Source organism: Pseudoclavibacter sp. 13-3 (assembly GCF_021168475.1).
Classification (GTDB): Bacteria; Actinomycetota; Actinomycetes; order Actinomycetales; family Microbacteriaceae; genus Pseudoclavibacter_A.
Window position 1 is genome coordinate 487,261 of sequence record NZ_JAJOZT010000002.1, and the last position, 26,087, is coordinate 513,347.

Annotated in this window: 38 protein-coding genes; 37 read left to right on the plus strand and 1 reads right to left on the minus strand. The window is 63.7% G+C overall.

The features are described 5' to 3' along the window. Positions 1 to 33 precede the first annotated feature (33 nt). From ppk2 to LRX77_RS05680, 6 genes are all read left to right on the plus strand, one after another. Positions 34 to 882: a polyphosphate kinase 2 gene (gene ppk2, locus LRX77_RS05655; RefSeq protein ID WP_231831930.1), complete on the plus strand. Its 849-nt coding sequence runs from the start codon at positions 34 to 36 to the stop codon at positions 880 to 882. 193 nt (positions 883 to 1,075) lie between these two features. After that, positions 1,076 to 1,450, plus strand: coding sequence for a 30S ribosomal protein S12 (gene rpsL / locus LRX77_RS05660; protein ID WP_158030733.1), 375 nt, complete (start codon positions 1,076 to 1,078; stop codon positions 1,448 to 1,450). Further along, positions 1,450 to 1,920 (plus strand): 30S ribosomal protein S7, encoded by a 471-nt coding sequence (gene rpsG / locus LRX77_RS05665; protein WP_158030734.1) that lies wholly within the window; start codon positions 1,450 to 1,452, stop codon positions 1,918 to 1,920. Before rpsL ends, rpsG begins: the two co-directional genes overlap by 1 nt. 101 nt (positions 1,921 to 2,021) lie before the next feature. Continuing rightward, a complete protein-coding gene (fusA, locus tag LRX77_RS05670; protein ID WP_231831931.1) occupies positions 2,022 to 4,124 on the plus strand; it encodes an elongation factor G in 2,103 nt (700 codons plus the stop codon). Positions 4,125 to 4,271: 147 nt separating this feature from the next. Further along, the gene (gene tuf / locus LRX77_RS05675; protein ID WP_231831932.1) at positions 4,272 to 5,462 is read left to right on the plus strand and encodes an elongation factor Tu; all 1,191 of its coding nucleotides are present in this window, start codon (positions 4,272 to 4,274) and stop codon (positions 5,460 to 5,462) included. A gap of 128 nt (positions 5,463 to 5,590) precedes the next feature. Next, the gene (locus tag LRX77_RS05680) at positions 5,591 to 5,827 is read left to right on the plus strand and encodes an antitoxin (protein ID WP_231831933.1); all 237 of its coding nucleotides are present in this window, start codon (positions 5,591 to 5,593) and stop codon (positions 5,825 to 5,827) included. Positions 5,828 to 6,018: 191 nt separating this feature from the next. On the opposite strand, the gene adhP is transcribed toward LRX77_RS05680, so the two are convergent. Next, the gene (gene adhP / locus LRX77_RS05685; RefSeq protein WP_231831934.1) at positions 6,019 to 7,065 is read right to left on the minus strand and encodes an alcohol dehydrogenase AdhP; all 1,047 of its coding nucleotides are present in this window, start codon (positions 7,063 to 7,065) and stop codon (positions 6,019 to 6,021) included. A gap of 136 nt (positions 7,066 to 7,201) precedes the next feature. Between adhP and LRX77_RS05690 the strand changes: the two genes are divergently transcribed. The 31 genes from LRX77_RS05690 (at position 7,202) to LRX77_RS05840 (ending at position 26,082) form a co-directional block, all read left to right on the plus strand. Further along, positions 7,202 to 8,344, plus strand: a complete 1,143-nt coding sequence (locus LRX77_RS05690) for a ferrochelatase (RefSeq protein WP_231831935.1) — start codon at positions 7,202 to 7,204, stop codon at positions 8,342 to 8,344. A 134-nt stretch (positions 8,345 to 8,478) separates the two neighbouring features. Further along, complete coding sequence (hemQ, locus tag LRX77_RS05695) at positions 8,479 to 9,261, plus strand: hydrogen peroxide-dependent heme synthase (protein ID WP_231831936.1); 783 nt, start codon at positions 8,479 to 8,481, stop codon at positions 9,259 to 9,261. 541 nt (positions 9,262 to 9,802) lie between these two features. Next, the gene (gene rpsJ, locus LRX77_RS05700; protein WP_028245927.1) at positions 9,803 to 10,111 is read left to right on the plus strand and encodes a 30S ribosomal protein S10; all 309 of its coding nucleotides are present in this window, start codon (positions 9,803 to 9,805) and stop codon (positions 10,109 to 10,111) included. A 13-nt stretch (positions 10,112 to 10,124) separates the two neighbouring features. Beyond that, complete coding sequence (rplC, locus tag LRX77_RS05705) at positions 10,125 to 10,778, plus strand: 50S ribosomal protein L3 (protein WP_231831937.1); 654 nt, start codon at positions 10,125 to 10,127, stop codon at positions 10,776 to 10,778. A gap of 2 nt (positions 10,779 to 10,780) precedes the next feature. Next, entirely contained in the window at positions 10,781 to 11,431 is a 651-nt protein-coding gene (rplD, locus tag LRX77_RS05710) for a 50S ribosomal protein L4 (RefSeq protein ID WP_231831938.1), read from the plus strand. After that, positions 11,428 to 11,727, plus strand: a complete 300-nt coding sequence (gene rplW / locus LRX77_RS05715) for a 50S ribosomal protein L23 (RefSeq protein WP_158030742.1) — start codon at positions 11,428 to 11,430, stop codon at positions 11,725 to 11,727. The genes rplD and rplW overlap by 4 nt, the downstream gene beginning before the upstream one ends. A gap of 21 nt (positions 11,728 to 11,748) precedes the next feature. Next, positions 11,749 to 12,588, plus strand: a complete 840-nt coding sequence (rplB, locus tag LRX77_RS05720; RefSeq protein WP_158030743.1) for a 50S ribosomal protein L2 — start codon at positions 11,749 to 11,751, stop codon at positions 12,586 to 12,588. Between the two features lie 13 nt (positions 12,589 to 12,601). Continuing rightward, positions 12,602 to 12,883, plus strand: coding sequence for a 30S ribosomal protein S19 (gene rpsS / locus LRX77_RS05725; RefSeq protein WP_231831939.1), 282 nt, complete (start codon positions 12,602 to 12,604; stop codon positions 12,881 to 12,883). Positions 12,884 to 12,914: 31 nt separating this feature from the next. Next, positions 12,915 to 13,313: a 50S ribosomal protein L22 gene (rplV, locus tag LRX77_RS05730; protein ID WP_231832022.1), complete on the plus strand. Its 399-nt coding sequence runs from the start codon at positions 12,915 to 12,917 to the stop codon at positions 13,311 to 13,313. Further along, positions 13,313 to 14,071, plus strand: a complete 759-nt coding sequence (rpsC, locus tag LRX77_RS05735; protein WP_158030745.1) for a 30S ribosomal protein S3 — start codon at positions 13,313 to 13,315, stop codon at positions 14,069 to 14,071. The genes rplV and rpsC overlap by 1 nt, the downstream gene beginning before the upstream one ends. A 3-nt stretch (positions 14,072 to 14,074) precedes the next feature. Further along, a complete protein-coding gene (rplP, locus tag LRX77_RS05740; protein ID WP_231831940.1) occupies positions 14,075 to 14,494 on the plus strand; it encodes a 50S ribosomal protein L16 in 420 nt (139 codons plus the stop codon). After that, positions 14,494 to 14,805 (plus strand): 50S ribosomal protein L29, encoded by a 312-nt coding sequence (rpmC, locus tag LRX77_RS05745; protein ID WP_231831941.1) that lies wholly within the window; start codon positions 14,494 to 14,496, stop codon positions 14,803 to 14,805. Before rplP ends, rpmC begins: the two co-directional genes overlap by 1 nt. Next, entirely contained in the window at positions 14,802 to 15,089 is a 288-nt protein-coding gene (gene rpsQ / locus LRX77_RS05750) for a 30S ribosomal protein S17 (RefSeq protein ID WP_158030748.1), read from the plus strand. The genes rpmC and rpsQ overlap by 4 nt, the downstream gene beginning before the upstream one ends. 27 nt (positions 15,090 to 15,116) lie before the next feature. Next, positions 15,117 to 15,485, plus strand: coding sequence for a 50S ribosomal protein L14 (gene rplN / locus LRX77_RS05755; RefSeq protein ID WP_158030749.1), 369 nt, complete (start codon positions 15,117 to 15,119; stop codon positions 15,483 to 15,485). A gap of 1 nt (position 15,486) precedes the next feature. After that, positions 15,487 to 15,837: a 50S ribosomal protein L24 gene (rplX, locus tag LRX77_RS05760; RefSeq protein ID WP_231831942.1), complete on the plus strand. Its 351-nt coding sequence runs from the start codon at positions 15,487 to 15,489 to the stop codon at positions 15,835 to 15,837. Next, positions 15,837 to 16,427, plus strand: a complete 591-nt coding sequence (gene rplE, locus LRX77_RS05765; RefSeq protein ID WP_231831943.1) for a 50S ribosomal protein L5 — start codon at positions 15,837 to 15,839, stop codon at positions 16,425 to 16,427. The genes rplX and rplE overlap by 1 nt, the downstream gene beginning before the upstream one ends. A gap of 70 nt (positions 16,428 to 16,497) precedes the next feature. Continuing rightward, positions 16,498 to 16,896, plus strand: a complete 399-nt coding sequence (gene rpsH / locus LRX77_RS05770; protein WP_158030752.1) for a 30S ribosomal protein S8 — start codon at positions 16,498 to 16,500, stop codon at positions 16,894 to 16,896. A gap of 6 nt (positions 16,897 to 16,902) precedes the next feature. Continuing rightward, positions 16,903 to 17,439, plus strand: a complete 537-nt coding sequence (gene rplF, locus LRX77_RS05775) for a 50S ribosomal protein L6 (RefSeq protein ID WP_231831944.1) — start codon at positions 16,903 to 16,905, stop codon at positions 17,437 to 17,439. Between the two features lie 2 nt (positions 17,440 to 17,441). Further along, positions 17,442 to 17,807 carry a 50S ribosomal protein L18 gene (rplR, locus tag LRX77_RS05780; protein WP_231831945.1) on the plus strand — a complete coding sequence of 122 codons (366 nt, stop codon included), beginning with the start codon at positions 17,442 to 17,444 and terminating at the stop codon, positions 17,805 to 17,807. A gap of 38 nt (positions 17,808 to 17,845) precedes the next feature. Then, positions 17,846 to 18,493, plus strand: coding sequence for a 30S ribosomal protein S5 (rpsE, locus tag LRX77_RS05785; RefSeq protein WP_231831946.1), 648 nt, complete (start codon positions 17,846 to 17,848; stop codon positions 18,491 to 18,493). Further along, the gene (gene rpmD, locus LRX77_RS05790) at positions 18,493 to 18,675 is read left to right on the plus strand and encodes a 50S ribosomal protein L30 (RefSeq protein ID WP_231831947.1); all 183 of its coding nucleotides are present in this window, start codon (positions 18,493 to 18,495) and stop codon (positions 18,673 to 18,675) included. The genes rpsE and rpmD overlap by 1 nt, the downstream gene beginning before the upstream one ends. 2 nt (positions 18,676 to 18,677) lie before the next feature. Continuing rightward, positions 18,678 to 19,151: a 50S ribosomal protein L15 gene (rplO, locus tag LRX77_RS05795; RefSeq protein ID WP_231831948.1), complete on the plus strand. Its 474-nt coding sequence runs from the start codon at positions 18,678 to 18,680 to the stop codon at positions 19,149 to 19,151. Positions 19,152 to 19,226: 75 nt separating this feature from the next. Beyond that, positions 19,227 to 20,543: a preprotein translocase subunit SecY gene (gene secY / locus LRX77_RS05800; protein WP_231831949.1), complete on the plus strand. Its 1,317-nt coding sequence runs from the start codon at positions 19,227 to 19,229 to the stop codon at positions 20,541 to 20,543. Continuing rightward, positions 20,540 to 21,112 carry an adenylate kinase gene (locus LRX77_RS05805; RefSeq protein ID WP_231831950.1) on the plus strand — a complete coding sequence of 191 codons (573 nt, stop codon included), beginning with the start codon at positions 20,540 to 20,542 and terminating at the stop codon, positions 21,110 to 21,112. Before secY ends, LRX77_RS05805 begins: the two co-directional genes overlap by 4 nt. Then, positions 21,112 to 21,945, plus strand: coding sequence for a type I methionyl aminopeptidase (map, locus tag LRX77_RS05810; protein WP_231831951.1), 834 nt, complete (start codon positions 21,112 to 21,114; stop codon positions 21,943 to 21,945). Before LRX77_RS05805 ends, map begins: the two co-directional genes overlap by 1 nt. A 114-nt stretch (positions 21,946 to 22,059) precedes the next feature. Further along, complete coding sequence (infA, locus tag LRX77_RS05815) at positions 22,060 to 22,281, plus strand: translation initiation factor IF-1 (protein WP_158030761.1); 222 nt, start codon at positions 22,060 to 22,062, stop codon at positions 22,279 to 22,281. 144 nt (positions 22,282 to 22,425) lie between these two features. After that, positions 22,426 to 22,794 carry a 30S ribosomal protein S13 gene (gene rpsM / locus LRX77_RS05820; RefSeq protein WP_231831952.1) on the plus strand — a complete coding sequence of 123 codons (369 nt, stop codon included), beginning with the start codon at positions 22,426 to 22,428 and terminating at the stop codon, positions 22,792 to 22,794. Between the two features lie 30 nt (positions 22,795 to 22,824). Further along, positions 22,825 to 23,226: a 30S ribosomal protein S11 gene (gene rpsK, locus LRX77_RS05825; RefSeq protein ID WP_158030763.1), complete on the plus strand. Its 402-nt coding sequence runs from the start codon at positions 22,825 to 22,827 to the stop codon at positions 23,224 to 23,226. Positions 23,227 to 23,367: 141 nt separating this feature from the next. Next, a complete protein-coding gene (locus LRX77_RS05830) occupies positions 23,368 to 24,360 on the plus strand; it encodes a DNA-directed RNA polymerase subunit alpha (RefSeq protein WP_231831953.1) in 993 nt (330 codons plus the stop codon). Positions 24,361 to 24,401: 41 nt separating this feature from the next. Then, positions 24,402 to 24,995: a 50S ribosomal protein L17 gene (gene rplQ / locus LRX77_RS05835; protein WP_231831954.1), complete on the plus strand. Its 594-nt coding sequence runs from the start codon at positions 24,402 to 24,404 to the stop codon at positions 24,993 to 24,995. Positions 24,996 to 25,101: 106 nt separating this feature from the next. After that, on the plus strand, positions 25,102 to 26,082 hold the full coding sequence (locus LRX77_RS05840) for a tRNA pseudouridine synthase A (protein WP_231831955.1): 981 nt from the start codon (positions 25,102 to 25,104) through the stop codon (positions 26,080 to 26,082). Positions 26,083 to 26,087: the final 5 nt, after the last annotated feature.

Below are 26,087 nucleotides of genomic sequence, written 5' to 3' on the forward strand. Positions count from 1 at the left end.
GGTGCCGCACCACAGCCGCGAGTAAGGGGAAGAATGAGCAAGGGCAAACTGCCGAAGAAGGTCTATGAGTCAGAGCTGCGTCGCCTGCAGGCCGAGCTCGTGAACCTGCAGCAGTGGGTGAAGACGACCGGAGCACGCGTGCTGATCATCTTCGAAGGGCGTGACGCCGCCGGCAAGGGGTCGGCGATCAAGCGCATCACCGAATACCTCAACCCGCGCTCTGCTCGCGTCGTGGCTCTGCCCGCCCCGAGCGAGCGCGAGCAGACCCAGTGGTACTTCCAGCGATACATCGAGCATCTGCCGGCCGCCGGCGAGATCGTGCTCTTCGATCGGTCGTGGTACAACCGTGCCGGTGTCGAGCGGGTGATGGGGTTCTGCTCGTCTGAGGAGTACCGTCGCTTTCTGCACCAGACGCCGATCTTCGAGCGACTGCTCGTCGAAGACGGCATCCTGCTCTTCAAGTACTGGTTCTCGGTCAGCGACGTGGAGCAGGAGAAGCGCTTCCGCTCACGCCTCAACGACCCGATGCGCCGCTGGAAGCTCTCTGACATGGATCTGCAGTCGATCACTCGGTGGGAGGACTACTCTCGGGCCAAAGACGAGATGTTCGTGCACACCGATATCCCCGAGGCGCACTGGTACACGGTCGAGAGCGAAGACAAGAAGCGCTCTCGACTGAATGTGATCCACCATCTGCTCAGCTCGATTCCGTACACGGTGCAGGAGCCGAAGCAGATCGTGATTCCCGAGCGACCTGAGCGAGCGGGGTATGAACGGCCCCCGCGCGAAGAGAACATCTATGTTCCCGACTTCGCGCAGACGCTCGTCGACCAGACCGAGAACGAGTCTGCGGGCAAGAAACACACCGGCAAAGACAAATGATCGACATTTGACGCGCCTAGGGTGTATTGACTAAGCTCAGTCGATGGCGCATTAGTGGTGTGCCAAGAGAGTTCAGATGTTCGCGCGGGTCAGCAGTGAATGCCGGACTCGCCGCATCGTGAAGATGTCGACTCGACAGAGTTTGCGCCGCAGTGCGCGTCAGACGTAGAGAGCAACGAAACAAGGAGAAGTTGTGCCAACAATTCAGCAGTTGGTTCGCAAGGGGCGCAAGCCGAAGGTGACCAAGACCAAGGCCCCGGCCCTGAAGTCGAACCCGCAGCAGCGCGGCGTGTGCACTCGTGTGTACACGACCACCCCGAAGAAGCCGAACTCGGCGCTGCGCAAGGTCGCACGTGTCAAGCTCAGCAACGGCATCGAGGTCACCGCGTACATTCCGGGTGAAGGCCACAACCTCCAGGAGCACTCGATGGTGCTCGTCCGCGGCGGTCGTGTGAAAGACCTCCCCGGCGTCCGTTACAAGATCGTCCGCGGTGCGCTCGACACCCAGGCCGTCAAAGACCGTCAGCAGGCCCGTAGCCGCTACGGAGCGAAGAGAGAGAAGAAGTAATGCCACGTAAGGGTCCCGCTCCCAAACGTCCCGTCGTCGCCGATCCGGTGTACGGCGCTCCCGTCGTCACGCAGCTGGTCAATAAGATCCTGCTCGACGGCAAGAAGGGTCTGGCTGAGAACATCGTCTACGCAGCTCTCGAGGGCACGCGTGAGAAGAACGGCGAAGATCCGGTCGCGACGCTGAAGAAGGCGCTCGACAACGTGCGCCCCACGCTTGAGGTTCGCTCGCGCCGCGTCGGCGGCTCGACCTACCAGGTGCCGGTCGAGGTCAAGCCTCACCGCGCCAACACGCTGGCTCTGCGCTGGCTGGTGACCTATGCTCGCCTGCGTCGCGAGAAGACGATCACCGAGCGTCTCACCAATGAGATCCTCGATGCCTCGAACGGTCTCGGTGCCGCGGTCAAGCGCCGCGAAGACACTCACAAGATGGCCGAGTCGAACAAGGCCTTCGCGCACTACCGCTGGTGACCATGGCTGTCGGCGGCTGAGGCCTCAGCCCTCAGCCGCCGACAGGTCATTGCTCTCGACAAAACACACACATAACACACACTAACGCGGAAGGAACCATCGTGGCGCTCGAAGTGCTCACGGATCTCAAGAAGGTTCGCAACATCGGCATCATGGCTCACATCGATGCCGGTAAGACCACCACCACGGAACGCATCCTGTACTACACCGGTATCACCCACAAGATCGGTGAGACCCACGATGGTGCTTCTCAGATGGACTGGATGGATCAGGAGCAGGAGCGCGGCATCACCATCACGTCTGCCGCGACGACGTGCTTCTGGCACAACGACCAGATCAACATCATCGACACTCCCGGACACGTCGACTTCACCGTCGAGGTCGAGCGTTCGCTGCGCGTGCTCGATGGCGCCGTCGCCGTCTTCGACGGCAAAGAGGGCGTCGAGCCCCAGTCAGAGACCGTGTGGCGTCAGGCCGACAAGTACGACGTGCCGCGCATCTGCTTCGTCAACAAGATGGACAAGCTCGGCGCTGACTTCTACTACACCGTGCAGACCATCAAAGACCGCCTCGGTGCGCGTCCGCTCGTCATCCAGCTGCCCATCGGCGCTGAGAGCACCTTCGAGGGCGTCGTCGACCTGGTCGAGAACCGCGCACTCACCTGGCGCGGCGACGTCGAGCTCGGCACGCACTACGAGATCGAAGAGATCCCGGACGACCTCAAAGAGAAGGCCGCCAAGTATCGCGAAGAGCTGGTCGAGGCCGTTGCCGAGACCGACGACGCGCTGCTCGAGAAGTTCCTCGGCGGCGAGGAGCTCACCATCCCTGAGATCAAGGCCGGCATCCGCAAGCTGACGATCTCGAGTCAGGCCTACCCGGTGCTCGCCGGCTCGGCGTTCAAGAACAAGGGTGTGCAGCCCATGCTCGACGCGGTGGTCGACTACCTGCCGTCGCCCCTCGACGTGCCCGACATGGTCGGTTACGTTCCGGGCCACGAAGACGAGCAGATCACCCGCAAGCCTGACGCGTCGGAACCGTTCGCAGCACTGGCGTTCAAAGTGGTGGCGCACCCGTTCTACGGTCGCCTCACCTACATCCGCGTGTACTCGGGTCATGCCAAGTCGGGCGAGCAGGTGCTCAACTCGACCAAGGGTCGCAAGGAGCGCATCGGCAAGCTCTTCCAGATGCACGCCAACAAAGAGAACCCGGTCGAAGAGATCACCGCCGGTCACATCTACGCGGCCATCGGTCTGAAAGACACCACGACCGGTGACACGCTGAGCGACCTCCACAACCCGGTCGTCCTCGAGTCGATGACCTTCCCCGACCCGGTCATCTTCGTGGCCATCGAGCCCAAGACCAAGGCCGACCAGGAGAAGCTCGGCATCGCGATTCAGAAGCTCGCCGAAGAAGACCCGACCTTCAAGGTCAGCCTCAACCCCGAGACCGGTCAGACAGAGATCGGCGGCATGGGCGAGCTGCACCTCGACATTCTGGTCGATCGCATGAAGCGCGAGTTCAAGGTCGAGGCGAACGTGGGCAAGCCCCAGGTCGCCTACCGCGAGACGATTCGCAAGACTGTCGAGAAGTACGACTACACCCACAAGAAGCAGACCGGCGGTTCGGGCCAGTTCGCCAAGGTGCAGATCAAACTCGAGCCCATGGAGGTCGAGGGCGACAACACGTACGAGTTCGTGAACGCCGTCACCGGTGGTCGCGTGCCTCGCGAGTACATCCCGTCCGTCGACGCGGGCATCCAGGATGCCATGGCGTCGGGCATCATCGCCGGTTACCCGGTGGTCGGTGTCAAGGCCTCGCTGCTCGACGGCCAGTACCACGACGTCGACTCATCTGAGATGGCGTTCAAGATCGCTGGTTCGATGGCGTTCCGCGAGGCGGCGAAGCTGGCCAAGCCGGTTCTGCTCGAGCCCGTCATGGCCGTCGAGGTGCGTACTCCTGAGGAGTACATGGGCGACGTCATCGGCGACCTGAACTCGCGTCGTGGTCAGATCCAGTCGATGGAAGACGCCACCGGCGTCAAGGTCATCAAGGCGAATGTTCCGCTCTCTGAGATGTTCGGCTACGTCGGCGACCTGCGGTCGAAGACCCAGGGTCGCGCGATGTACTCGATGCAGTTCGAGACGTATGCTGAGGTGCCTCGCGCCGTGGCAGACGAGATCGTCCAGAAGTCGAAGGGCGAATAAAGCTTGGGGTCTGGGGGCACGGTGCTGGTTACAGCACCGTGCCGTAGGCTGTAAGATAGGTAAGTACGCAAGAATCAAATCGTAGGTAACTCTCCGAGACAGAATCGGGTTGAGCCAACTACATGAGAGTCCTGAGGAGGACCCACAGTGGCGAAGGCAAAGTTCGAACGGACAAAGCCCCACGTCAACATTGGCACGCTTGGTCACGTCGACCATGGTAAGACCACGTTGACGGCGGCGATCACCAAGGTGCTGCACGATAAGTACCCCGATCTCAACCCGTTCACCCCATTCGATCAGATCGACAACGCTCCTGAAGAGCGCCAGCGCGGCATCACGATCAACATCTCGCACGTCGAGTACCAGACTGAGAAGCGTCACTACGCACACGTTGACGCCCCCGGCCACGCTGACTACATCAAGAACATGATCACCGGTGCTGCTCAGATGGACGGCGCGATCCTCGTGGTCGCCGCCACCGACGGCCCCATGCCCCAGACTCGCGAGCACGTGCTGCTCGCTCGCCAGGTGGGCGTGCCGTCGATCCTGGTCGCTCTGAACAAGACCGATATGGTCGACGACGAAGAGATCCTCGAGCTCGTTGAAGAAGAGGTCCGCGACCTCCTCGAGAGCCAGGACTACGATCGTGACGCTCCCGTCGTGCGCGTCTCGGCGCTGAAGGCGCTCGAGGGCGACGAGAAGTGGGCTGCCACTGTGGCCGACCTCATGGACAAAGTTGACGAGTACATCCCGGATCCGGTGCGCGACACCGAGAAGCCGTTCCTGATGCCGATCGAGGACGTCTTCACGATCACCGGTCGTGGCACCGTCGTCACCGGCCGTGTTGAGCGTGGCATCATCCACATCAACGAGGACGTCGAGATCGTCGGCATCCAGGAGGTCACTCAGAAGACCACCGTCACCGGCATCGAGATGTTCCGCAAGCTGCTCGACGAGGGTCGTGCAGGTGAGAACGTCGGTCTGCTGCTCCGCGGCACCAAGCGCGAGGACGTCGAGCGCGGCCAGGTTGTGGCCAAGCCCGGCTCGGTCACCCCGCACAAGGAGTTCTCGGGCAGCGCCTACATCCTGACCAAGGATGAGGGCGGCCGTCACAACCCGTTCTACTCGAACTACCGTCCGCAGTTCTACTTCCGCACCACCGACGTCACCGGCGTCATCACGCTGCCTGAGGGCACCGAGATGGTCATGCCCGGTGACACCACCGACATGCAGGTCGATCTGATCCAGCCTGTTGCCATGGAAGAGGGCCTGCGCTTCGCCATCCGTGAGGGTGGACGCACCGTTGGCGCCGGCACGGTGACCAAGATCATCAAGTAGTCTTCGCAGACCGCTTGCCAGAAAGACCCCGGAGAGATCCGGGGTCTTTCTGCGTCTTCGCACGAATCTGTAGAGTTGTCTGCAGTGGGCCGTTACTGGTGAGGCCCAGAATGAGAAAGGGGTCTGCAATGGGACTTGAAGATCTGGTCAACAAGGCGAAGAGCGCGGCCGAGAACGCCGCAGGTCAGGCCGGCGGGCTGGCCGAGCAGGCCAGGCAGGCGCTGCAGAGTGACAAGGCCGAAGAGATCTCGGACTCCGTGCTCGACAAGGCCGCCGATCTTGCGAACAAGGTCACCGGTGACAAGTTCTCGGATCAGGTGCAGCAGGCACGCGACGCGGCAGACAAAGCTATCGGCAACGAGTGATCTGCCGACGCTGAACGTCGGTCAGGCCTGACCGACCTCTCTGCAGAGGTACAGGCACGCGTCATCCCAATGGCACAGACGCAGGAGGCGGGAGCCCGAGTCGATCGGGCTCCCGCCTCCTGCGTCTGCTGCACTCTTCACGCGGTGGGCGCACTTGCGGCCCAGTCTCGGCGTGAGCGTCGCTCGGTGCCTCAGGCGAGCTGTGCGCGGGCATCCTTGATGTTGAGCACGACGCGGCCGGTGATCTTTCCCGTGCGCATCTCGTCGAACACGTCATTGATCTCGCTGAGCGGCCGCTCGGTCGCGATCGTGTGCACCTTGTCTCGGGCGGCGAAGTCAAGAGCGTTGGCCAGATCGAGACGGGTTCCGACGATCGAACCGCGCAGCGTGATGCCGCGCAGCACAGTGTCGAAGATGTTGACCGGGAAGTCGCCGACGGGCAGACCGTTGATCGCGACGGTGCCACCGCGACCGACGATGTGCATCGCCTGCTCGAATGCGATGTTGCTCGGCGCAGTGACGAGCACGCCCTCAGTGCCACCGAGCTCGTTCTGCAGCACCTCGACTGGGTCCTGCTCACGAGCATTGACCGTGATCGAGGCGCCGAGGTCTTTCGCCAGCTTGAGCTTCTCATCGGCGACGTCGACTGCAGCGACGTTGAATCCCATCGCGACTGCGTACTGCACGGCGAGGTGCCCCAGCCCGCCGATGCCGCTGATCGTCACCCAGTCACCCGCTTTGGCGTCCGTCGACTTCAGGCCGCGATAGACGGTCACGCCGGCGCAGAGAATCGGCGCGATCTCGATCGGATCGACCCCGTCTGGGATCTTGCCGACATAGCGCGAGTCGACCACCATGTACTCGGCGAAGCTGCCGGGAACCGCATAGCCGCCGTTGACGACCTTGGGGCACAGGTTCTCGTCGCCGGCCAGGCAGTACCTGCACTCGCCGCAGGCGCTCCAGAGCCATGCGTTGCCCACGCGGTCGCCGACTTTGACGTTCGTGACGTCGGGGCCCACCGAGACGACTGTGCCGTGGCCCTCGTGGCCGGGAATGAGCGGGAGGTTTGGCTTGACCGGCCAGTCGCCTTCGACGGCGTGCAGGTCGGTGTGGCAGACGCCCGTGTAGTCGACTTTGACCAGGGCCTGGTACTGACCGGGTTCGGGAATCGGCACCTCTTCGATGCTGAGACGGTCTCCGAAGTTGTGTTGAACGGCAGCGAGCATGGTGTCGGACATGTGTGGCTCCTTCGTCTGTGGGTGTCGTCGCCCCGCGGGAGGCGTCGCTCTCTCGTGGTGAACCACAAGATTCGGCCAGCCTATGAACGGCCTCGCTGATGTGGCAAGCGAAACGTCTGATGATATTCTTTGGCTTGTGACCGTCCAGAATCCCTCAACTTCAGATACGCTCGAACAGAGCGCGCTCAGCCCGTACGATGCCATTCTGCTGCTCTCGTACGGCGGCCCCAACAAACAGGAGGACGTCCTCCCGTTTCTGCGCGACGTGGTCTCTGGCAAGAACATCCCAGACGCACGACTCGAAGTCGTCGGCGAGCACTACCGCCTGTTCGGCGGGCGCAGCCCGATCAACGGCGAGAACCTCAGACTGATCGCCGACCTGCGCGCCGCACTCGACCGCCGAGCCGTCGACACTCCGATCCTCTTCGGCAACCGTCACTGGAACCCCTACACGGTCGACACGCTGCGCACTGCCATCGCCTACGGCGCCCGTCGCATCCTGGTGATCATCACCGCGGCATACATCTCGTACTCGGGCTCGCGCCAGTACCGTGAGCACCTCGCCGAGACGCTCACCGCGCTCGAGGCCGAGACGGGCGTACGACTCGACGTCGACATCCTGCGTGCGTTCTACAACGATCAGGCGTTCATCGAAGCCAACGTCAACGCCGTGCGTGAGGCCGCGAGCGAGCTGCCTGCAGGCCAGCCGCTGCACATCGCGTATGTGACACACAGCATCCCAGAGACGATGAACGAGGCCAGCGGCGCCACCGGGCCGACCTATCTCGAGCAGCACCAGCTGGTCGCCGCGGAGGTCACCCGAGCCGTCGAAGGCGAGCTGGGCGACCGTCTGCTCGGCACCTCGCTGTCGTTCTGCTCGCGCTCGGGCAGCCCGCACCAGCCATGGCTCGCCCCTGATATCAACGACCGTCTCGACGAACTCAAGGCGCAGGGCGTGCGCAACGTCGTCATCGCGCCCATCGGGTTCATCGCCGATCACATGGAGGTCGTCTTCGACCTTGACACCGAGGCCTCGGCGCATGCCGACGAGATCGGCCTCGAGGTGCGTCGCGCGACGACGGCCGGCCATCGCCCCGAGTTCGTCGAGGGCCTCGCCGAGCTGGTGCTCGAGCGGGCCGCGCTCGAACGCGGCGAAGGCAGCCGACGTCCTGTGATCGGTCTGCACCCCGTGGCGCCGGATGTCGCGCCCCCGAACAGCTGCCGCCAGCGTGCCGGTGTGGTCACCGGGCTGCCCGTGGTCGCAGGCGTCGAAGACTGACACGACCTGACTGCAGGCCGCCCGCGCATGCTCGACGACCTGGCGCATCCGGCGCACCCGGTGGTCGGCACGACGACCGATCGCACATAGAGCACACACCCACGAGGCACAGAGCGAAAGAGGCACTGAGAACGATGACTGCAGACAATGCGAACTCCAGCACGACGAACGACGTCACGCCCAAGGTGGAGCGCCCGAACGTGGCGAAGCCCGAGAGCTTCGCGCAGAAGGCCGAGCGCATCAACTCGACCGTGACCTACACGCAGTGGGCGGTGTTCACCGTCGACGAGCCGTTCTCTGAGGATGCTGCGGAGCGTGCGGTCGCGGCTCGTGAGACGGTGGCCGCTCTCGAAGAGATCGAGGGACTGACCGTTCGCGGATTCTACGACGTCGCCGGATACCGTGCAGAGGCCGACCTCATGTGCTGGTGGTATGCAGAGAGCCCCGAGACGGTGCAGCTCGCCTACCATCGCTTTCTCACCACTCCGCTGGGGCAGCACCTGTCGCCGTGCTGGTCGAACGTGGCGGTGCACCGTCAGGCGGAGTTCAACCCGCGGCACATTCCGGCGTTCCTGGCGGGGGAGCAGCCCCGCGACTACCTCTGCGTGTACCCGTTCGTGCGTTCGTACGAGTGGTACCTTCTGCCCGACGAGGAGCGTTCGACGATTCTGCGCGAGCACGGACAGTACGCGGTCGAGTACCCCGACGTGCGTGCGAACACCATCGCTTCGTTCGGGCTCGGCGACTACGAGTGGATTCTGGCGTTCGAGGCAGATGAGCTGCACCGCATCGTCGATCTGATGCGTCACATGCGCGGCACGAAGGCCCGCCTGCACGTGCGCGAAGAGACCCCGTTCTTCACGGGGCCCCGTGTCGAGCTCGAACAGTGGGCGGGGCTGGTGGCCACGGGTCGCTGAGGGCGACACGCCTGCGCGCTGGAGCGATGGGCGAAGCGGGGAGCTTCGCTGCGACGCCAGCGGGCGCCCTCCAGGGGGACCATCACCCGGGCGACACGCCCGGGTTGCTTAATAGCCCACCCCTGTGGCAAACTTGTTCAGTTCCAGAAATTCCGCGTTCGCGCGGATCACTGCCAGTATGTGTCGAATCTGAGATTCGGCCGCTTGCAGCAGAACACGTCGGTACGAACCCTGCGTCCAGTCGTGAACAACGGCAGTGATGCGGTTCTTACCGCCGAGACCTCACAACACGTCAAGAGTGCGGGTGCCTGCGCGCCCGGACATCGGCAGTGCTGAGGGAGTTCACACAGGCAGTGAACGCAGCTTTGACAGAAGAACAGTGGTGCGTGAATGAGCGAGAGCTCACAAGCGTCCTGACGGGAGTCAAGGCGTCAGACAGACACAGACGTGTCAGCGAGACGTCAAGACCTCGGAAGCAATGTCGGCACAATTGCCGAAACGATGAAGGCAGTATTGCCTGGAATGAAGATGGGAGTCAGCGATGGCGGGACAGAAGATCCGCATTCGACTGAAGTCGTATGACCACGAGGTGATCGATTCCTCTGCACGCAAGATCGTCGACACGGTGACCCGTGCCGGTGCGACAGTGGTCGGCCCGGTGCCGCTCCCCACTGAGAAGAACGTGATCGCTGTGATCCGTTCGCCGCACAAGTACAAGGACAGCCGTGAGCACTTCGAGAAGCGCACCCACAAGCGCCTGATCGACATCGTCGATCCGACGCCCAAGGCTGTCGACTCGCTGATGCGTCTCGACCTTCCTGCTGACGTGAACATCGAGATCAAGCTCTGAGGAACACGAGAGAATGACTACTGAAACCAAGACCCGCAAGGGCCTGCTGGGCATCAAGCTCGGCATGACCCAGGTGTGGGACGAGGAGAACAACCTCGTGCCCGTCACCGTCGTCGAGGCCACGACCAACGTCGTGACCCAGATCCGCGACGCAGAGCGCGACGGCTACCAGGCCGTGCAGATCGCCTACGGGCAGATCGACCCGCGCAAGGTCAACAAGCCCGCTGGCGGTCACTTCGCCAAAGCCGGCGTGACCCCGCGTCGCCACCTCGTCGAGGTGCGCACCAACGACACCGATCAGTACAGCATCGGTCAGGAGCTCACCGTCGAGCAGTTCGAGGCCGGCCAGAAGGTCGACGTCATCGGCACCAGCAAGGGCAAGGGCCTGGCAGGTGTGATGAAACTGCACAACTTCCGTGGCGACAACGCATCGCACGGTGCGCACCGCAACCACCGCAAGCCGGGTTCGATCGGTGAGGCCTCGACGCCGTCGCGCGTCTACAAGGGCCTCAAGATGGCAGGCCGCATGGGTGCCGAGCGCGTGAGCGTTCAGAACCTCAAGGTGCAGGCCATCGACGCCGAGAAGAACCTGCTGCTCATCAAGGGCGCAATCCCCGGCCCCAAGGGCCAGGTCGTGTTCGTCCGCAACGCTGTGAAGGGGGCCTGACCATGGCTGCCACCAAGATCGATGTGCTGACCGCCGAGGGCAAGAAGTCCGGCAGTGTCGAGCTGCCCGCCGATCTCTTCGACGTGCAGCCCAACGTGCCGCTGATCCACCAGGTCGTCGTCGCACAGCTGGCCGCCGCCCGTCAGGGCACCGCCAAGACGAAGAACCGTGGCGAGGTCTCCGGCGCAGGCCGCAAGCCGTTCAAGCAGAAGGGCACCGGTAACGCCCGTCAGGGTTCGATCCGTGCACCGCACATGACCGGCGGTGGCATCGTCCACGGGCCGGTGCCGCGCGACTACACCCAGCGCACCCCCAAGAAGATGATCGCGGCAGCTCTGCGCGGTTCGCTCAGCGACCGTGCTCGTAACGGCCGCGTGCACGTGATCACCGACGTCGTCTCAGGCGAGACCCCGTCGACGAAGGCCGCGAAGGCTGTGCTCGCACAGTTCGCCGCCGACGCAAACATCCTGCTCGTCGTCGACCGCACTGACGAGCTCACGATCAAGAGCGTGCGCAACCTGCAGAACGTGAACAGCCTCGACGCCGGCCAGCTCAACGCCTATGACGTGCTGGTCGCTGACGACATCGTCTTCACCAAGCAGGCCTTCGAGCAGTTCGTCGGCCGCGCCGCCCAGAAAGGTGATGCAGAATGACTGAGCTCAACAAGCACACGCACGACGTGGTGATCAAACCCATCGTCTCTGAGAAGAGCTACAACCTCATCGACCAGGGCAAGTACACCTTCGAGGTCGCTCCTGACGCCAACAAGACTGAGATCAAGCAGGCCATCGAGGCCATCTTCAACGTCGAGGTCGATCAGGTCCGCACCCTCAACCGTCAGGGCAAGACCCGTCGCACCCGCACCGGAACCGGCAAGCGCAAAGACACCAAGCGTGCCATCGTGTCGCTGAAGTCGGGTTCCATCGACATCTTCTCGGCAGCGAACTAGGTCGGGGAAAGGCTAAGAATCATGGCTATTCGCAAGTACAAGCCCACGACCCCGGGTCGTCGCGGTTCATCGGTGGCTGACTTCGCCGAGATCACCCGCTCGACGCCTGAGAAGTCGCTGCTGCGCCCCCTGTCGAAGACCGGTGGTCGTAACTCGACCGGTCGCATCACCACGCGTCACCACGGTGGCGGTCATAAGCGCCAGTACCGCGTGATCGACTTCCGTCGTGCCGACAAAGACGGCGTCGTGGCCAAGGTCGCTCACATCGAGTACGACCCCAACCGCACCGCACGCATCGCACTGCTGCACTTCATCGACGGAACCAAGCGCTACATCCTGGCACCGAACAAGGTCAAGCAGGGCGACGTCATCGAGTCTGGCGCGAGCGCCGACATCAAGCCCGGCAATAACCTGCCGCTCAAGAACATCCCGACCGGTACCGTGGTGCACGCCATCGAGCTGCGCCCGGGCGGCGGCGCCAAGCTGGCCCGTTCGGCCGGTTCGAGTGTTCGTCTGGTCGCGAAAGACGGCGCCTACGCGCAGCTGCGTCTGCCGAGCGGTGAGATCCGCAACGTCGATGCCCGCTGCCGCGCCACGATCGGCGAGGTCGGCAACGCCGAGCAGTCGAACATCAACTGGGGCAAGGCAGGGCGCAACCGCTGGAAGGGCATCCGCCCGACGGTTCGTGGTGTCGTGATGAACCCGGTCGACCACCCGCACGGTGGTGGCGAGGGCCGCACATCGGGTGGTCGTCACCCGGTCAGCCCGTGGGGTCAGCCAGAAGGCCGCACCCGCAAGCCGAACAAAGCCAGCGACAAGCTCATCGTGCGTCGTCGCCCGTCGAGCAAGAAGCGCAAGTAGGAGATAGACAAGAATGCCACGCAGTCTGAAAAAGGGCCCCTTCATTGACGAGCACCTGCTTCGCAAAGTTCTCGCTCAGAACGAGGCCGGCACGAAGAATGTGATCAAGACCTGGTCACGCCGTTCGCTGATCATCCCGGCGTTCCTCGGCCACACGATCGCCGTTCACGACGGTCGCAAGCACGTCCCGGTGTTCATCACCGAGGCGCAGGTCGGCCACAAGCTCGGCGAATTCGCGCCGACGCGCACCTTCCGCGGTCACGAGAAGGACGACAAGAAGGGCCGTCGACGCTGAGGCGTCGGCAGCTCCTGAAAGAGAGGTCATGATGGTAGAAGCAAGCGCGCGTCTGCGTCATATCCGTGTTACGCCTCAGAAGGCCCGTCGCGTCGTCAACCTGGTTCGCGGCAAGCAGGTCAACGAGGCTCTGGGAATTCTGAAGTTCGCCCCGCAGGGTGCTTCGGAGCCGGTCTACAAGCTCGTCGCGTCGGCTGTCGCCAACGCTCGAGTCAAGGCTGAGGCTTCGAACAGCTCCCTCGACGAAGACGAGCTCTACATCGCCGAGGCGTATGTCGACGAGGGCCCGACCCTCAAGCGCATCCGTCCCCGCGCTCAGGGGCGTGCCTACCGGGTGCTGAAGCGCACGAGCCACATCACTGTGGTCGTCGCCACGCCTGAAGAGGCGGCTGGGGCAACCGAGGCATCAGCGAAGAAGGAGAGCAACTGATGGGTCAGAAAGTCAACCCTTACGGCTTCCGTCTGGGCATCACCACTGACCATGTGTCACGGTGGTTCTCCGACTCGAACAAGCCGGGGCAGCGTTACAAAGACTATGTCGCCGAGGACGTCAAGATCCGTCACTTCCTGACGGAGAATCTCGACCGCGCCGGCATCGCGAAGATCAACCTGGAGCGCACCAAAGACCGTGTGCGTGTGGACATCCACACTGCACGTCCGGGCATCGTCATCGGTCGCCGCGGCGCCGAGGCGGAGCGCATCCGCGGTGATCTCGAGAAGCTCACCGGCAAGCAGATCCAGCTGAACATCCTCGAGGTCAAGAACCCCGAGGCCTCGGCTCAGCTGGTCGCGCAGGGCGTCGCCGAGCAGCTCGCTGCTCGTGTCGCCTTCCGTCGTGCCATGCGCAAGGGTCTGCAGGGCGCCATGCGCGCAGGCGCCAAGGGCGTTCGCATCCAGGTGGCCGGCCGTCTGGGCGGCGCTGAGATGAGCCGTTCCGAGTTCTACCGCGAGGGTCGTGTGCCGCTGCACACGCTGCGCGCGAACATCGACTACGGCTTCTACGAGGCACGTACCACCTTCGGCCGCATCGGCGTGAAGGTCTGGATTTATAAAGGCGAGATCACCGATCGTGAGCTGGCGAGCCTCGAGGCTTCGCGTCCCAGCCGCGGTGATCGTTCCCGCCGAGCCCCTCGCGGCCAGCACGGCCAGCAGAAGGATGCTCCGGTGGCAGCAGGAGCGGAGGCGTAGAACATGCTCATCCCACGTAAGGTCAAGTACCGCAAGCAGCACCACCCGAAGCGCTCAGGGCGTTCGAAGGGTGGCAACGAGCTGGCATTCGGCGAATACGGCGTTCAGGCCCTCGGCCCCGCCTACATCACCAACCGTCAGATCGAGGCCGCTCGTATCGCCATGACGCGTTACATCAAGCGTGGTGGCAAGGTCTGGATCAACATCTTCCCGGACCGCCCGCTGTCGCAGAAGCCGATCGGCACCCGAATGGGTTCCGGTAAGGGTTCGCCCGAGTTCTGGGTCGCGAACATCAAGCCCGGACGCGTGCTCTTCGAGCTGAGCGGCGTGAGCGACGAGATCGCTCGCGAGGCGCTCACTCGTGCCATCTACAAACTTCCAGTCAAGGCGCGCATCATCAAGCGCGAGGAGGGTGACGCATAATGCCGATCGGATCCAAAGACCTCGCCGTCGACAAGCTCGAGACGCTCGAAGAGGCTGCCCTGGCAGCCGAGCTGAAGAAGGCCAAGGAAGAGCTGTTCAATCTGCGCTTCCAGTCGGCCACCGGCCAGCTCGCTTCGGGTTCGCGCGTTCGCGCCGTGAAGCGCGACATCGCACGCATCTACACCATCATCCGTGAGCGCGAGCTCGGCATCCGCCAGCAGCCCGCCCCGGCTCCGACTGAGAAGGCGACCAAGGCGAAGGCCAAGGCGTCGAAGAAGTCCGCCAAGACTGACGAGGAGGCTCAGGCATGAGCGAGAACAAGCAGGAGTCGCCTGTCGCCGAGGAGCGCGGGTACCGCAAGAGCCGTCGCGGCTACGTGGTGAGCGACAAGGGCGATAAGACCATCACCGTGGTCGTCGAGGATCGCGTCAAGCACGCCCTCTACGGCAAGGTCATGCGCAAGTCGTCGAAGGTTCGCGTGCACGACGAAGAGAACGCCGCTGGTGTGGGCGACCTCGTTCGCATCGACGAGACCCGTCCGCTGTCCGCCACCAAGCGCTGGCGCCTGGTTGAGATTCTGGAGAAGGCCAAGTAGGCCTGAACCTACCCAAGGAGAATTCACATGATTCAGAACGAATCGCGACTGAAGGTTGCCGATAACACCGGCGCCAAGGAGTTGCTGACGATTCGTGTGCTGGGCGGCTCGAACCGTCGGTATGCAGGTCTCGGCGACACCATCGTGGCGACCGTCAAGGATGCGATCCCCGGCGGCGGTGTGAAGAAGGGTGAGGTCGTCAAGGCCGTCATCGTTCGCACTGTCAAAGAGACGCGACGTCCCGACGGCTCGTACATCAAGTTCGACGAGAACGCCGCAGTGCTCCTCAAGGGCGACGGCGAACCTCGTGGCACGCGCATCTTCGGCCCGGTGGGGCGCGAACTGCGCGACAAGAAGTTCATGAAGATCGTTTCACTGGCACCGGAGGTGATTTGAGATGGCGAAGATTCGCAAGGGAGACCTCGTCGAGGTGATCTCGGGCGCGAGCCAGGATCGCGGCGGTGACCGAGGCAAGCAGGGAACTGTTCTGCGCGTCATTCCCGAGACTGACCGCGTCGTCGTCGAAGGCGTGAACATCGTGAAGCGCCACGTGCGCGCCGGTGTGAACGGCGAGCAGGGCGGCATCAAGGAGTTCGAGGCTCCGATTCACGTCTCGAACGTCGCGATCGTCGATCCCGAGACCAAGAAGCCGACCCGCGTCGGCTTCCGGGTCGAAGAAGTTGAGACCAATGGCGTGAAGAGCACTGTTCGTGTTCGCTATGCCAAGAAGTCGGGTAAGGACATCTGATGACTGAGACTGCAGAGACCACCACGGTCGACAAGGTGACCCCTCGCCTCAAGGTCAAGTACCGCGAAGAGATCATCCCGGCTCTTGAGAAGGAGTTCGGCTTCACGAACCTTCACCAGGTTCCGAAGATCGTCAAGGTCGTCGTGAACACGGGTGTCGGTGAGGCTGCCCGTGATGGCAAGCTCATCGAGGGTGCTGTGCACGACCTCGCGGCCATCACCGGTCAGAAGCCGCACGTCAACCACGCTCGCAAGTCGATCGCTCAGTTCAAGCTGCGCGAGGGCCAGGCCATCGGTGCGCACGTCACGCTTCGCGGCGACCGCGCCTGGGAGTTCCTGGATCGTCTGATCAGCCTGTCGCTGCCCCGTATCCGCGATTTCCGCGGTCTCAGCGATCGTCAGTTCGACGGCAACGGCAACTACACCTTCGGTCTGACCGAGCAGTCGGTCTTCCACGAGGTGGACCAGGATCAGACCGATCACGTTCGTGGTTTCGACATCACGATCGTGACGTCGGCTGAGAACGACGAACAGGGCCGCTCGCTGCTGCGTGCTCTGGGCTTCCCCTTCAAGACCAAGACCACCAAGTAACACCGATTGCCGAAGGTCCCCGCTCCGTGTACGGGGCGGGGAAACCTGGCGAGAACAGGAAACACTGCACATGACAATGTCAGACCCCGTTGCCGACCTGCTGACGCGGATCCGCAACGCGAACAACGCGCACATCGAGCGCGTCGCGCTGCCTTCCAGCAAGCTGAAGCGCAGCGTCGCCGAGATCCTCAAGCGCGAGGGCTATGTCGGCGAGGTCAGCGAGGAGCCCGCTCGCGTGGGCAAGACGCTCACCATCGATCTGAAGTACGGCTCTGATCGCCAGCGTGCGATCGAGGGCATCAAGCGAGTCTCCAAGCCCGGTCTGCGCGTCTACGCGAAGTCGACCGAGCTGCCCAAGGTCCTCGGCGGCCTCGGCATCGCGATTCTGTCCACCTCCTCGGGTCTGCTGACTGACCGCGAGGCCAAGGCGAAGGGCGTGGGTGGGGAAGTCCTCGCCTACGTGTGGTGATCGAACATGTCACGTATCGGTAAGCTTCCCATTGAGATCCCGGCAGGCGTCGAGGTCAAGATCGACGGCCAGCACGTCGCCGTGAAGGGCCCGAAGGGCCAGCTCGAGCTGTCGCTCCCGAAGCCGATCACGGCTTCGGTCGACGGCAGCCAGGTCATCGTCGCCCGTCCGGACGAAGAGCGCGAGTCGCGTTCACTGCACGGCTTGAGCCGCACGCTGATCCATAACAACATCATCGGCGTCACCGAGGGCTACTCGAAGAGCCTGGAGATCGTCGGCACCGGTTACCGCGCAGTCGCCAAGGGCAGCTCGGTGGAGTTCTCGCTCGGCTACTCGCACACCATCGTGGTCGCTCCGCCAGAGGGCATCTCGTTTGAGGTCGAGGGCCAGAACAAGGTCATCGTCAAGGGCATTGACAAGCAGTCGGTCGGCGAGACCGCGGCGAAGCTGCGTAAGCTGCGCCTGCCCGAGCCGTACAAGGGCAAGGGCGTGCGATACGAAGGCGAGCACGTGCGGCGCAAGGCTGGAAAGGCTGGTAAGTAATCATGGCTTCACGGAACAAGAGCAGGCAGGCAGCGCGTCAGCGTCGTCATGTCCGAGTGCGCAAGCACCTGAGCGGTACCGCTCAGCGGCCCCGTCTCGTGGTGAACCGCTCGGCCCGCCACGTCTTCGTGCAGGTCGTCGACGACACCCGCGGCGTGACCGTGGCGAGTGCCTCGACTCTCGAGGCCGATCTGCGCGCCTTCGAGGGCGACAAGACGGCGAAGGCCAAGAAGGTCGGTCAGCTCGTCGCTGACCGTGCCAAGGCCGCCGGCGTCGAGGCGGTCGTCTTCGACCGCGGCGGCAACCAGTACGCCGGTCGAGTCGCAGCAGTCGCTGACGGCGCACGCGAAGGTGGGCTGACACTGTGAGCGAACAGACGAAGACCGAAGCATCAAAGGAGCAGCAGGTGAGCGCAACCTCAGCTGAAGGCCAGGGCAAGAGCCAGCAGGTCACCGATCCCAACGAGCGCGAGCGTCGCCACGGATCGCGTGAGCGCCAGCCCGGTCGTGACCGCGGCGATCGCGGCGGTCGCGACAAGGAGAGCCCGTTCCTCGAGCGCGTCGTCACCATCAACCGCGTGTCGAAGGTCGTCAAGGGCGGCCGTCGCTTCAGCTTCACGGCGCTGGTCGTCGTGGGCGATGGCGACGGACTCGTCGGTGTCGGCTACGGAAAGGCGAAAGAGGTTCCCGCCGCGATCGCCAAGGGTGTTGAAGAGGCCAAGCGCAACTTCTTCCGCGTGCCGCGCATCCTGAAGTCGATTCCGCACCCCGTCCAGGGCGAGGACTCAGCCGGTGTCGTCCTGCTGCGTCCGGCATCAGCCGGTACCGGTGTTATCGCCGGTGGCCCGGTGCGTGCCGTGCTTGAGTGCGCTGGTGTGCACGACGTGCTCAGCAAGTCGCTGGGATCATCGAACACGATCAACATCGTGCGCGCCACAGTGGCCGCACTGAAGCAGCTCGAAGAGCCCCAGGCCGTGGCGGCACGTCGTGGTCTGCCTCTCGACGAGGTCGCACCCGCGGCGCTGCTCAAGGCTGACGAGAAGGTGAGTGAGTGATGGCGAGCCAGCTGAAGGTCACCCAGGTCAAGAGCAAGTACGGGGCAAAGCCCGAGCAGCGCGACACGCTTCGCTCACTCGGCCTGCGCCGCATCGGTCAGACAGTCATCAAGGATGACAACCAGGTGAACCGTGGGTATGTCAACACGGTTCGTCATCTGGTCAAGGTTGAGGAGATTTGAGCATGGCTGACAAGAAAGCGCCTCAGGAAGAGGAGAAGGTGAGCCTGCTCAAGGTTCATCACCTTCGCCCCGCTCCTGGTGCCAAGAAGGATCGCACCCGCGTTGGTCGTGGTGAGGCGTCGAAGGGCAAGACCGCCGGCCGCGGCACCAAGGGCACCAAAGCCCGTTACCAGGTGCGTCCCGGCTTCGAGGGCGGGCAGATGCCGCTGCACATGCGCACCCCGAAGCTGCGCGGCTTCAAGAACCCGGCTCGCGTCGAGTACCAGGTCGTGAACCTGGTTCGCCTCGCGGCGCTCTACCCCGAGGGTGGCCAGGTCACCGTCGACGATCTCGTCGCAAAGGGCGCCGTGCGCGCCGGCGAGCCCGTCAAGGTGCTGGGAACCGGCGAGATCACCGTCAAGCTCGATGTTCGAGTGGACAAGATCTCAGCCTCGGCAAGCGAGAAGATTCTTGCTGCCGGCGGTTCGGTAGAGTAGTAAAGAATGTGCCGTCTCTCGGCCGTGACACATGTCACGGCCGAGATTCGTCTCAACTTGACAGGAGCCTGAGGTTTGTCGAACGCCGTCGTCCGTATCTTGAAGACGCCTGATCTTCGAAAGAAGATCGGTTTCACGTTATTCATCGTGCTGCTGTTCCGCTTGGGCTCTTTCGTCCCCACTCCCTACGTCGACTACAGCGCTGTCAAGCAGTGCATCAACCAGACGTCGCAGACCTCGGGTCTGTACGAACTCGTGAACCTGTTCAGCGGCGGTGCGCTGCTCCAGCTCTCCGTGTTCGCGATGGGCATCATGCCCTATATCACCGCATCGATCATCGTGCAGCTGCTGCGCGTGGTCATTCCTCGCTTTGAAGAGCTGCACAAAGAAGGCGAGTCCGGCCGCGCGAAGATGACGCAGTACACCCGCTATCTGGCGCTCGGTCTCGGCCTGCTCCAGGCCACCACGCTGGTCACCGTCGCGCGCACCGGGGCGCTCTACGGCACGGCCTGCAGCGAGTCGCTCATCGTGAACGACCAGTGGTACACCATCGTGCTCATGGTGCTGACCATGACCGCCGGCACCGGCCTGATCATGTGGTTCGGCGAGCTCATCACCGAGCGCGGTATCGGCAACGGCATGTCGCTGCTGATCTTCACCTCGATCGCCGCACAGTTCCCCAGCCAGATGGGCGCCATCTGGAACGGCAACGGCGGCCCCCGAAACTTCGTCTTCGTGATGATCCTCGCTCTGGTGCTCGTCGTGGCAGTCGTCTTCGTCGAGCAGTCGCAGCGCCGCATTCCGGTGCAGTACGCCAAGCGCGTCGTGGGACGTCGCACCTACGGCGGCAACACGACCTATATCCCGATCAAGGTGAACATGGCCGGCGTCGTGCCCGTCATCTTCGCCTCGTCGCTGCTCTACCTGCCGGCGCTGATCGCCCAGTTCAACCAGGGAGACGGCTCGCAGGAACCCCCGGCCTGGGTGCAGTTCATCTCGAACTACCTCACCCGTGGCGACCACCCGCTCTACATGGCGCTCTACTTCCTGCTGATCGTGGGCTTCACCTACTTCTACGTGGCCATCACGTTCAACCCGGAAGAGCAGGCCGAGAATCTGAAGAAGTACGGCGGGTTCATCCCCGGCATCCGCGCCGGCCGCCCGACCGCTGACTTCCTGAACTATGTGCTGAGCCGCATCACGTTCCCGGGGTCGATCTACCTCGGCATCGTTGCGCTGCTGCCGCTGATCGTGTTGGGCGGACTGGGCGTCGGCCAGAACTTCGCCTTCGGCGGCACGTCGATCCTGATCATCGTCGGCGTCGGTCTTGAGACGGTCAAGCAGATAAACTCGCAACTGCAACAACGTCACTACGAAGGGCTACTCAAATGAGCAAACGACTGCTTCTCATCGGTCCGCCAGGAGCCGGCAAGGGCACGCAGGCGGCACGCCTCACCAAGAGTCTGGGCGTTCCGGCCATCTCCACGGGAGACATCTTTCGTGAGAATGTGAAGAACCAGACCGAGCTGGGCAAAGAGGCGAAGCGTTACATGGACGCAGGTGAGTACGTTCCCGACTCGCTGACGAACGCGCTGGTGCGTTCGCGCCTCAACGAGGCCGACGCAGCCGAGGGCTTCCTGCTCGACGGCTACCCCCGCACGGCCGAGCAGGTCAAAGAGCTCGATGACATCCTCGGTGACGCAGGCACGGCCCTCGACGCGGTCGTGCTCATCGAAGCCGATCAGAATGAGCTCGTCGACCGGCTGCACAAGCGCGCCGTCGAACAGGGCCGCTCGGATGACACCGCAGACGTCATCCGTCATCGCCTCGAGATCTACGCCCAGCAGACGGCTCCGCTGATCGACACCTACCGCGAGCGTGGCCTGCTGGTGACGGTCGACGGACTCGGTGCCGTCGACGAGATCACTGATCGCATTCTCGCCGGTCTCGGCGCAGAGTGATGTTCCGTCGGCCCACTTTCGACTACAAGACCCCGCAGCAGCTCCTGCAGCTGCGAGACGCGGCCATGGCGACCCGCCACGTGCTCGACGAGGTTGCGAAAGAGATTCAGCCCGGGGCGACGACGCGGCATCTCGACGACGTCGCGATGCGCACGCTCGCGTCCGACGGCGCCACGGCCAACTTTGCGCTCGAAGAGGATTACGTCGACGCGATCTGCGTCTCGGTCAACGAGCAGATCGTCCACGGCATCCCCGGTGACCGCGTCATCGAGCCCGGTGACCTGGTCTCGGTGGACGCCGGCGCACTCCTGAACGGATGGAACGGAGATTCGGCAGTCACCGTGCTCGTTCCCGGGGGAGACCCCGAGGTGAGCGCGCGGCGGGCGGAACTCAGCCGCGTCACCGAGCAGTCGATGTGGGCCGGCGCAGCCGCCCTGGCCTCGGCCAAGCATGTGAACCAAGTTGGCACGGCGGTCGAGGATTACATCCTCAGCCAGGGCGACTACGGCATTCTGCGCGAGTACATCGGGCACGGAATCGGTCGTGAAATGCACGAAGATCCGCCAGTGTTCAACTACCACATCTCGGGTCGCGGCGCGAAGGTGCAGCCGGGGCTGGTGATCTGCATCGAGCCGATGCTCACCGACGGCACTGAAGACACAGTCATCGGCCCTGACGGCTGGGCGATCTCGTCGGCTGACGGGTCTGACGGCGCGCACTGGGAGGTGCAGGTCGCGGTCACCGATCGCGGCATCTGGGCCCTGAGCTACGCAGACGGCGGCGCGGCGGCGCTGGCACCGTTCGGCGTCGTGCCCACTCCGCTGGCCTCCTGAGCCCACCCGCGACACGCCCGGTCTGTACAACAACAGAAAAAAGCCATAAGATGTTTAACTGGTGTCTTTTGGCATCGGTGTATCCACTCACGAGATCAAGGCGGTAAGGCATACATGGCGAAAAAAGACGGTGTCATCGAGATTGAAGGTTCAGTCGTCGAGGCCCTCCCCAACGCCACGTTCCGCGTCGAACTGACCAACGGGCACCTCGTGCTCGCGCACATCTCAGGCAAGATGCGTCAGCACTACATCCGCATTCTGCCCGAAGACCGCGTGGTCGTCGAGCTCAGCCCCTACGATCTCAGCCGCGGACGCATCGTCTACCGGTACAAGTAGGCCGAAGCACCACAACAAGCAGCATCGCCGGCCCGGGTCGGCACACCCCCAGTCGGAGGCTGGGGCCATGGAGTCGTCTGAGTGATCAGACGGGTTCACGGAGATGCTGCCCGACACCTCCAATGCACCATAAGGAGCAGCCGCATGGCACGTCTAGCAGGCGTCGATCTGCCTCGCGAGAAGCGCGTGGAGATCGCACTCACCTACATCTTCGGCATCGGGCGCACGAGCGCGCTCAAGATTCTGAAGGCCACCGAGATCAGCGGTGACATCCGCGTCAAGGATCTGAACGACGATCAGCTCGTCGCACTGCGCGATTTCATCGAGCACAACTACAAGACCGAGGGCGACCTTCGCCGTGAGGTCGCCGCCGACATCCGCCGCAAGGTCGAGATCGGCAGCTACCAGGGTCTCCGCCACCGCCGTGGCCTGCCCGTGCACGGTCAGCGCACCAAGACCAACGCGCGTACGCGCAAGGGTCCGAAGCGCACCGTCGCAGGCAAGAAGAAGTAGTCCACAGGATTCAGGAGACAGAGCACAATAATGGCAGCACCCAAGTCAGCCGTGGCTCGTAAGCCGCGTCGCAAAGACCGCAAGAACATCGCCGTCGGCCAGGCGCACATCAAGTCGACGTTCAACAACACCATCATCACCATCACCGACACCACCGGCGCGGTCATCGCGTGGGCGTCTGCCGGCGAGGTCGGCTACAAGGGCAGCCGCAAGTCGACGCCCTTCGCCGCACAGCAGGCGGCTGAGCACGCCGCGAAGCGCGCTCAGGATCACGGCGTCAAGAAGGTCGACGTCTTCGTGAAGGGCCCGGGATCAGGCCGTGAGACCGCGATCCGCTCGCTCCAGGCCGCAGGCCTCGAAGTCGGGTCGATCAACGACGTCACGCCGCAGACGCACAACGGGTGCCGTCCGCCGAAGCGTCGCCGGGTCTGAATCGCTGCACGTTCGCGTCACCGGCGGCGTTCGCCCTAACGTCGCCGGTTTCGTGGTCATCATCCCAAAAACCGGTCCTGGGAAGATTCCCAGAACACGCGAGTCGTCATATGGCGGTCGATTCGCCGAAAGGAAACACACGTGCTGATTGCACAGCGACCCAAACTCACTGAAGAAGTCGTCTCAGAGAACCGCTCGCGGTTCGTCATCGAGCCGCTGGAGCCGGGTTTCGGCTACACGCTCGGCAACTCCATGCGCCGCACGCTGCTCTCGTCGATTCCGGGCGCGGCCGTCACCAGCATCCGCATCGACGGCGTGCTGCACGAGTTCACCACGGTTCCCGGTGTAGTCGAAGATGTCTCAGACATCATTCTGAACATCAAGGAGCTCGTCGTCTCGAGCGACCACGATGAGCCCATCACCGCGTTCCTGCGCAAGCAGGGCGCCGGTGAGGTCACCGCTGCTGACATCACGGTGCCGGCCGGAGTCGAGGTCTACAACCCCGATCTGGTGATCGCCACTTTGAACGCGAACGCCAAGCTCGACATCGAGCTGGTCATCGAGCGCGGCCGCGGCTACGTCACGGCGCAGCAGAACCGCAGCGAGTACGCAGAGGTCGGTCAGATTCCGGTCGACTCGATCTACTCGCCGGTCATGAAGGTCACCTACCGCGTCGAGGCGACTCGTGCCGGTGAGCGCACCGACTTCGACCAGCTGGTCATCGACGTCGAGACCAAGCCCTCGATCTCGCCCCGCGACGCTGTGGCCTCGGCCGGCAGCACGCTCGTCGAGCTCTTCGGCCTCGCCCGTGACCTGAACGCCGAGTCAGAGGGCATCGAGATCGGTCCCGCACCGGCAGACGTCGTGGCTCCCACCGAGCTGTCGACGCCGATCGAAGACCTCGATCTCTCAGTGCGCTCGTACAACTGCCTGAAGCGCGAGAACATCAACTACGTCAACGAGTTGGTGGCTCTGAGCGAGCAGCAGCTCATGAACATCCGAAACATCGGTCAGAAATCCGTCGACGAGGTCAAGGACAAGCTCGAAGAGCTCGGCCTCTCGCTGAAGGATGCAGTGCCCGGCTTCGACGGCGCCCATTTCTACACGGGCTTCGAAGACGACACGCAGGCCTGACCACATTTATAACTTTCTGACCGAAGAAGGAGACCACAATCATGCCGAAGCCCGCTAAAGGCCCGCGTCTCGGAGGCAGCCCCGCACATGAGCGGCTCATGCTCGCGAACCTGTCGATGCAGCTGTTCGAGCACAAGGCCATCACGACCACTGAGACCCGTGCCAAGCGTCTGCGTCCGTTCGCCGAGCGTCTGGTGACGTTCGCCAAGCGCGGCGACCTGAAGTCGCGTCGCAAGGTGCTCGCGATCATTCGCGACAAGTCTGTCGTGCACGAGCTCTTCACCGAGATCGCGCCGCAGGTCGCCGACCGTGAGGGTGGCTACACGCGCATCATCAAACTCGGTTACCGCAAGGGCGACAATGCGCCGCTGGCTCGCATCGAGCTGGTGCTCGAGCCCGTCGTCAAGAAGAGCCGCGGCGGCAAGCACGCTGCTGACGAGGCCGTCGAGGTCGCAGCAGACGTCGACGAGCAGATCAAAGAAGAGACCGTCGCCGTTGAGCCCGACACCCAGGTGCAGGGCTCCGAGTCGCAGATCGAGGCCGAGGCTCAGGCTGAGGCCGAGGTCGCCGAGGCTGCAGAGAAGGTCGACGAGGCCATCGAGGCTGACGAGGCCGAGAAGGCCGACGACAAGTAGTCGGCCAGACTGATCTGAGAAGGCCCGTCGTTCCGGTCACCCGGTTCGGCGGGTCTTTTCGTCGCCTGAAAGCGGGCGGATGCCAGCAAGCGACGAAGGCAGGAGCATGATGAGCGATCAGAGCGACACCAGACGAGTGCGCATTGACCTCGCCTACGACGGCACCGACTTTCAGGGCTGGGCCGCGCAGCCGGGGCGGCGCACGGTGCAAGGCGTTCTCGAGGATGCCCTTGCGCTGATCCTGCGTCAGCCCGTTCGCACTGTGGTCGCTGGGCGCACCGACGCCGGAGTGCACGCGACTGGTCAGGTGGTGCACGCCGACGTGCCGCTCATCGCCCTCGAACAGCTCGCTCGCACCGATCGCTCGAAGCGGCGCACTCGTGCGCTGCAGACCCAGCACGAGCACGACGAACCGCTGCCGACACGATCGGCACGGGTGCTCTGCTCCCGTCTGCGCAGTGTGCTCGGCCGGGTGCCTGATCTGCTGATTCGCAGCGTTCGGCCGGCGGCACAGGGCTTCGACGCCCGGTTCTCGCCCATGTGGCGCAGGTACGAGTACCGCGTGAGCGACGAGTGGGGCACGCGCGACCCCCTGCTTCGACGACACGTGCTCGCCTGGCCGCAGCGCGTCGACGTCGCGCGCATGAACCGTGCCGCGCACACTCTGCTGGGGCTGCACGACTGGGCCGCCTACTGCCGCCCTCGTGCGGGTGCGACGACTATTCGCGAGCTGCAGCGCTTCAGCTGGAGGCGAGAACCGGCCATCGCGCCTGCCATGACATCTGCAGTGACGGCGGGCGGCATCCTCGTCGCAACTGTGCAGGCAGACGCCTTCTGTCATCACATGGTGCGCTGCCTCGTCGGGGCGACGCTCGCCGTCGGCGGGGGAGACCTCGAGATCGACGACCTGGTGCGTCTGCGCGACGAAGGCAGCCGCGGCACCGAATACAAGATGGTGCCGGGTCACGGGCTGGTGCTCGCCGAGGTCGGATATCCGTCTGACGCTGATCTCGCGACGCGGGCCGAACAGACTCGGGCCCGCCGAGATGGGATGCATCCTGGCGGGCCCGAGTCGTTCAGCGACTGAGGGCG

Coding starts and splice junctions, on each gene's coding strand:
- rpsQ (WP_158030748.1), top strand. CDS start 14,802: ATGAGCGAGAACAAGCAGGAGTCGCCTGTCGCCGAGGAGCGCGGGTAC.
- rpsG (WP_158030734.1), top strand. CDS start 1,450: ATGCCACGTAAGGGTCCCGCTCCCAAACGTCCCGTCGTCGCCGATCCG.
- rpsC (WP_158030745.1), top strand. CDS start 13,313: ATGGGTCAGAAAGTCAACCCTTACGGCTTCCGTCTGGGCATCACCACT.
- LRX77_RS05805 (WP_231831950.1), top strand. CDS start 20,540: ATGAGCAAACGACTGCTTCTCATCGGTCCGCCAGGAGCCGGCAAGGGC.
- rplN (WP_158030749.1), top strand. CDS start 15,117: ATGATTCAGAACGAATCGCGACTGAAGGTTGCCGATAACACCGGCGCC.
- rplE (WP_231831943.1), top strand. CDS start 15,837: ATGACTGAGACTGCAGAGACCACCACGGTCGACAAGGTGACCCCTCGC.
- rplO (WP_231831948.1), top strand. CDS start 18,678: ATGGCTGACAAGAAAGCGCCTCAGGAAGAGGAGAAGGTGAGCCTGCTC.
- rplQ (WP_231831954.1), top strand. CDS start 24,402: ATGCCGAAGCCCGCTAAAGGCCCGCGTCTCGGAGGCAGCCCCGCACAT.
- rplD (WP_231831938.1), top strand. CDS start 10,781: ATGGCTGCCACCAAGATCGATGTGCTGACCGCCGAGGGCAAGAAGTCC.
- hemQ (WP_231831936.1), top strand. CDS start 8,479: ATGACTGCAGACAATGCGAACTCCAGCACGACGAACGACGTCACGCCC.
- rpmC (WP_231831941.1), top strand. CDS start 14,494: ATGCCGATCGGATCCAAAGACCTCGCCGTCGACAAGCTCGAGACGCTC.
- rplC (WP_231831937.1), top strand. CDS start 10,125: ATGACTACTGAAACCAAGACCCGCAAGGGCCTGCTGGGCATCAAGCTC.
- adhP (WP_231831934.1), bottom strand. CDS start 7,065: ATGTCCGACACCATGCTCGCTGCCGTTCAACACAACTTCGGAGACCGT.
- rpsH (WP_158030752.1), top strand. CDS start 16,498: ATGACAATGTCAGACCCCGTTGCCGACCTGCTGACGCGGATCCGCAAC.
- rplR (WP_231831945.1), top strand. CDS start 17,442: ATGGCTTCACGGAACAAGAGCAGGCAGGCAGCGCGTCAGCGTCGTCAT.
- rplV (WP_231832022.1), top strand. CDS start 12,915: ATGGTAGAAGCAAGCGCGCGTCTGCGTCATATCCGTGTTACGCCTCAG.
- rplP (WP_231831940.1), top strand. CDS start 14,075: ATGCTCATCCCACGTAAGGTCAAGTACCGCAAGCAGCACCACCCGAAG.
- rpsJ (WP_028245927.1), top strand. CDS start 9,803: ATGGCGGGACAGAAGATCCGCATTCGACTGAAGTCGTATGACCACGAG.
- LRX77_RS05840 (WP_231831955.1), top strand. CDS start 25,102: ATGATGAGCGATCAGAGCGACACCAGACGAGTGCGCATTGACCTCGCC.
- rpsK (WP_158030763.1), top strand. CDS start 22,825: ATGGCAGCACCCAAGTCAGCCGTGGCTCGTAAGCCGCGTCGCAAAGAC.
- rpmD (WP_231831947.1), top strand. CDS start 18,493: ATGGCGAGCCAGCTGAAGGTCACCCAGGTCAAGAGCAAGTACGGGGCA.
- ppk2 (WP_231831930.1), top strand. CDS start 34: ATGAGCAAGGGCAAACTGCCGAAGAAGGTCTATGAGTCAGAGCTGCGT.
- rpsS (WP_231831939.1), top strand. CDS start 12,602: ATGCCACGCAGTCTGAAAAAGGGCCCCTTCATTGACGAGCACCTGCTT.
- rplX (WP_231831942.1), top strand. CDS start 15,487: ATGGCGAAGATTCGCAAGGGAGACCTCGTCGAGGTGATCTCGGGCGCG.
- infA (WP_158030761.1), top strand. CDS start 22,060: ATGGCGAAAAAAGACGGTGTCATCGAGATTGAAGGTTCAGTCGTCGAG.
- LRX77_RS05680 (WP_231831933.1), top strand. CDS start 5,591: ATGGGACTTGAAGATCTGGTCAACAAGGCGAAGAGCGCGGCCGAGAAC.
- map (WP_231831951.1), top strand. CDS start 21,112: ATGTTCCGTCGGCCCACTTTCGACTACAAGACCCCGCAGCAGCTCCTG.
- rpsM (WP_231831952.1), top strand. CDS start 22,426: ATGGCACGTCTAGCAGGCGTCGATCTGCCTCGCGAGAAGCGCGTGGAG.
- rplW (WP_158030742.1), top strand. CDS start 11,428: ATGACTGAGCTCAACAAGCACACGCACGACGTGGTGATCAAACCCATC.
- rplB (WP_158030743.1), top strand. CDS start 11,749: ATGGCTATTCGCAAGTACAAGCCCACGACCCCGGGTCGTCGCGGTTCA.
- rplF (WP_231831944.1), top strand. CDS start 16,903: ATGTCACGTATCGGTAAGCTTCCCATTGAGATCCCGGCAGGCGTCGAG.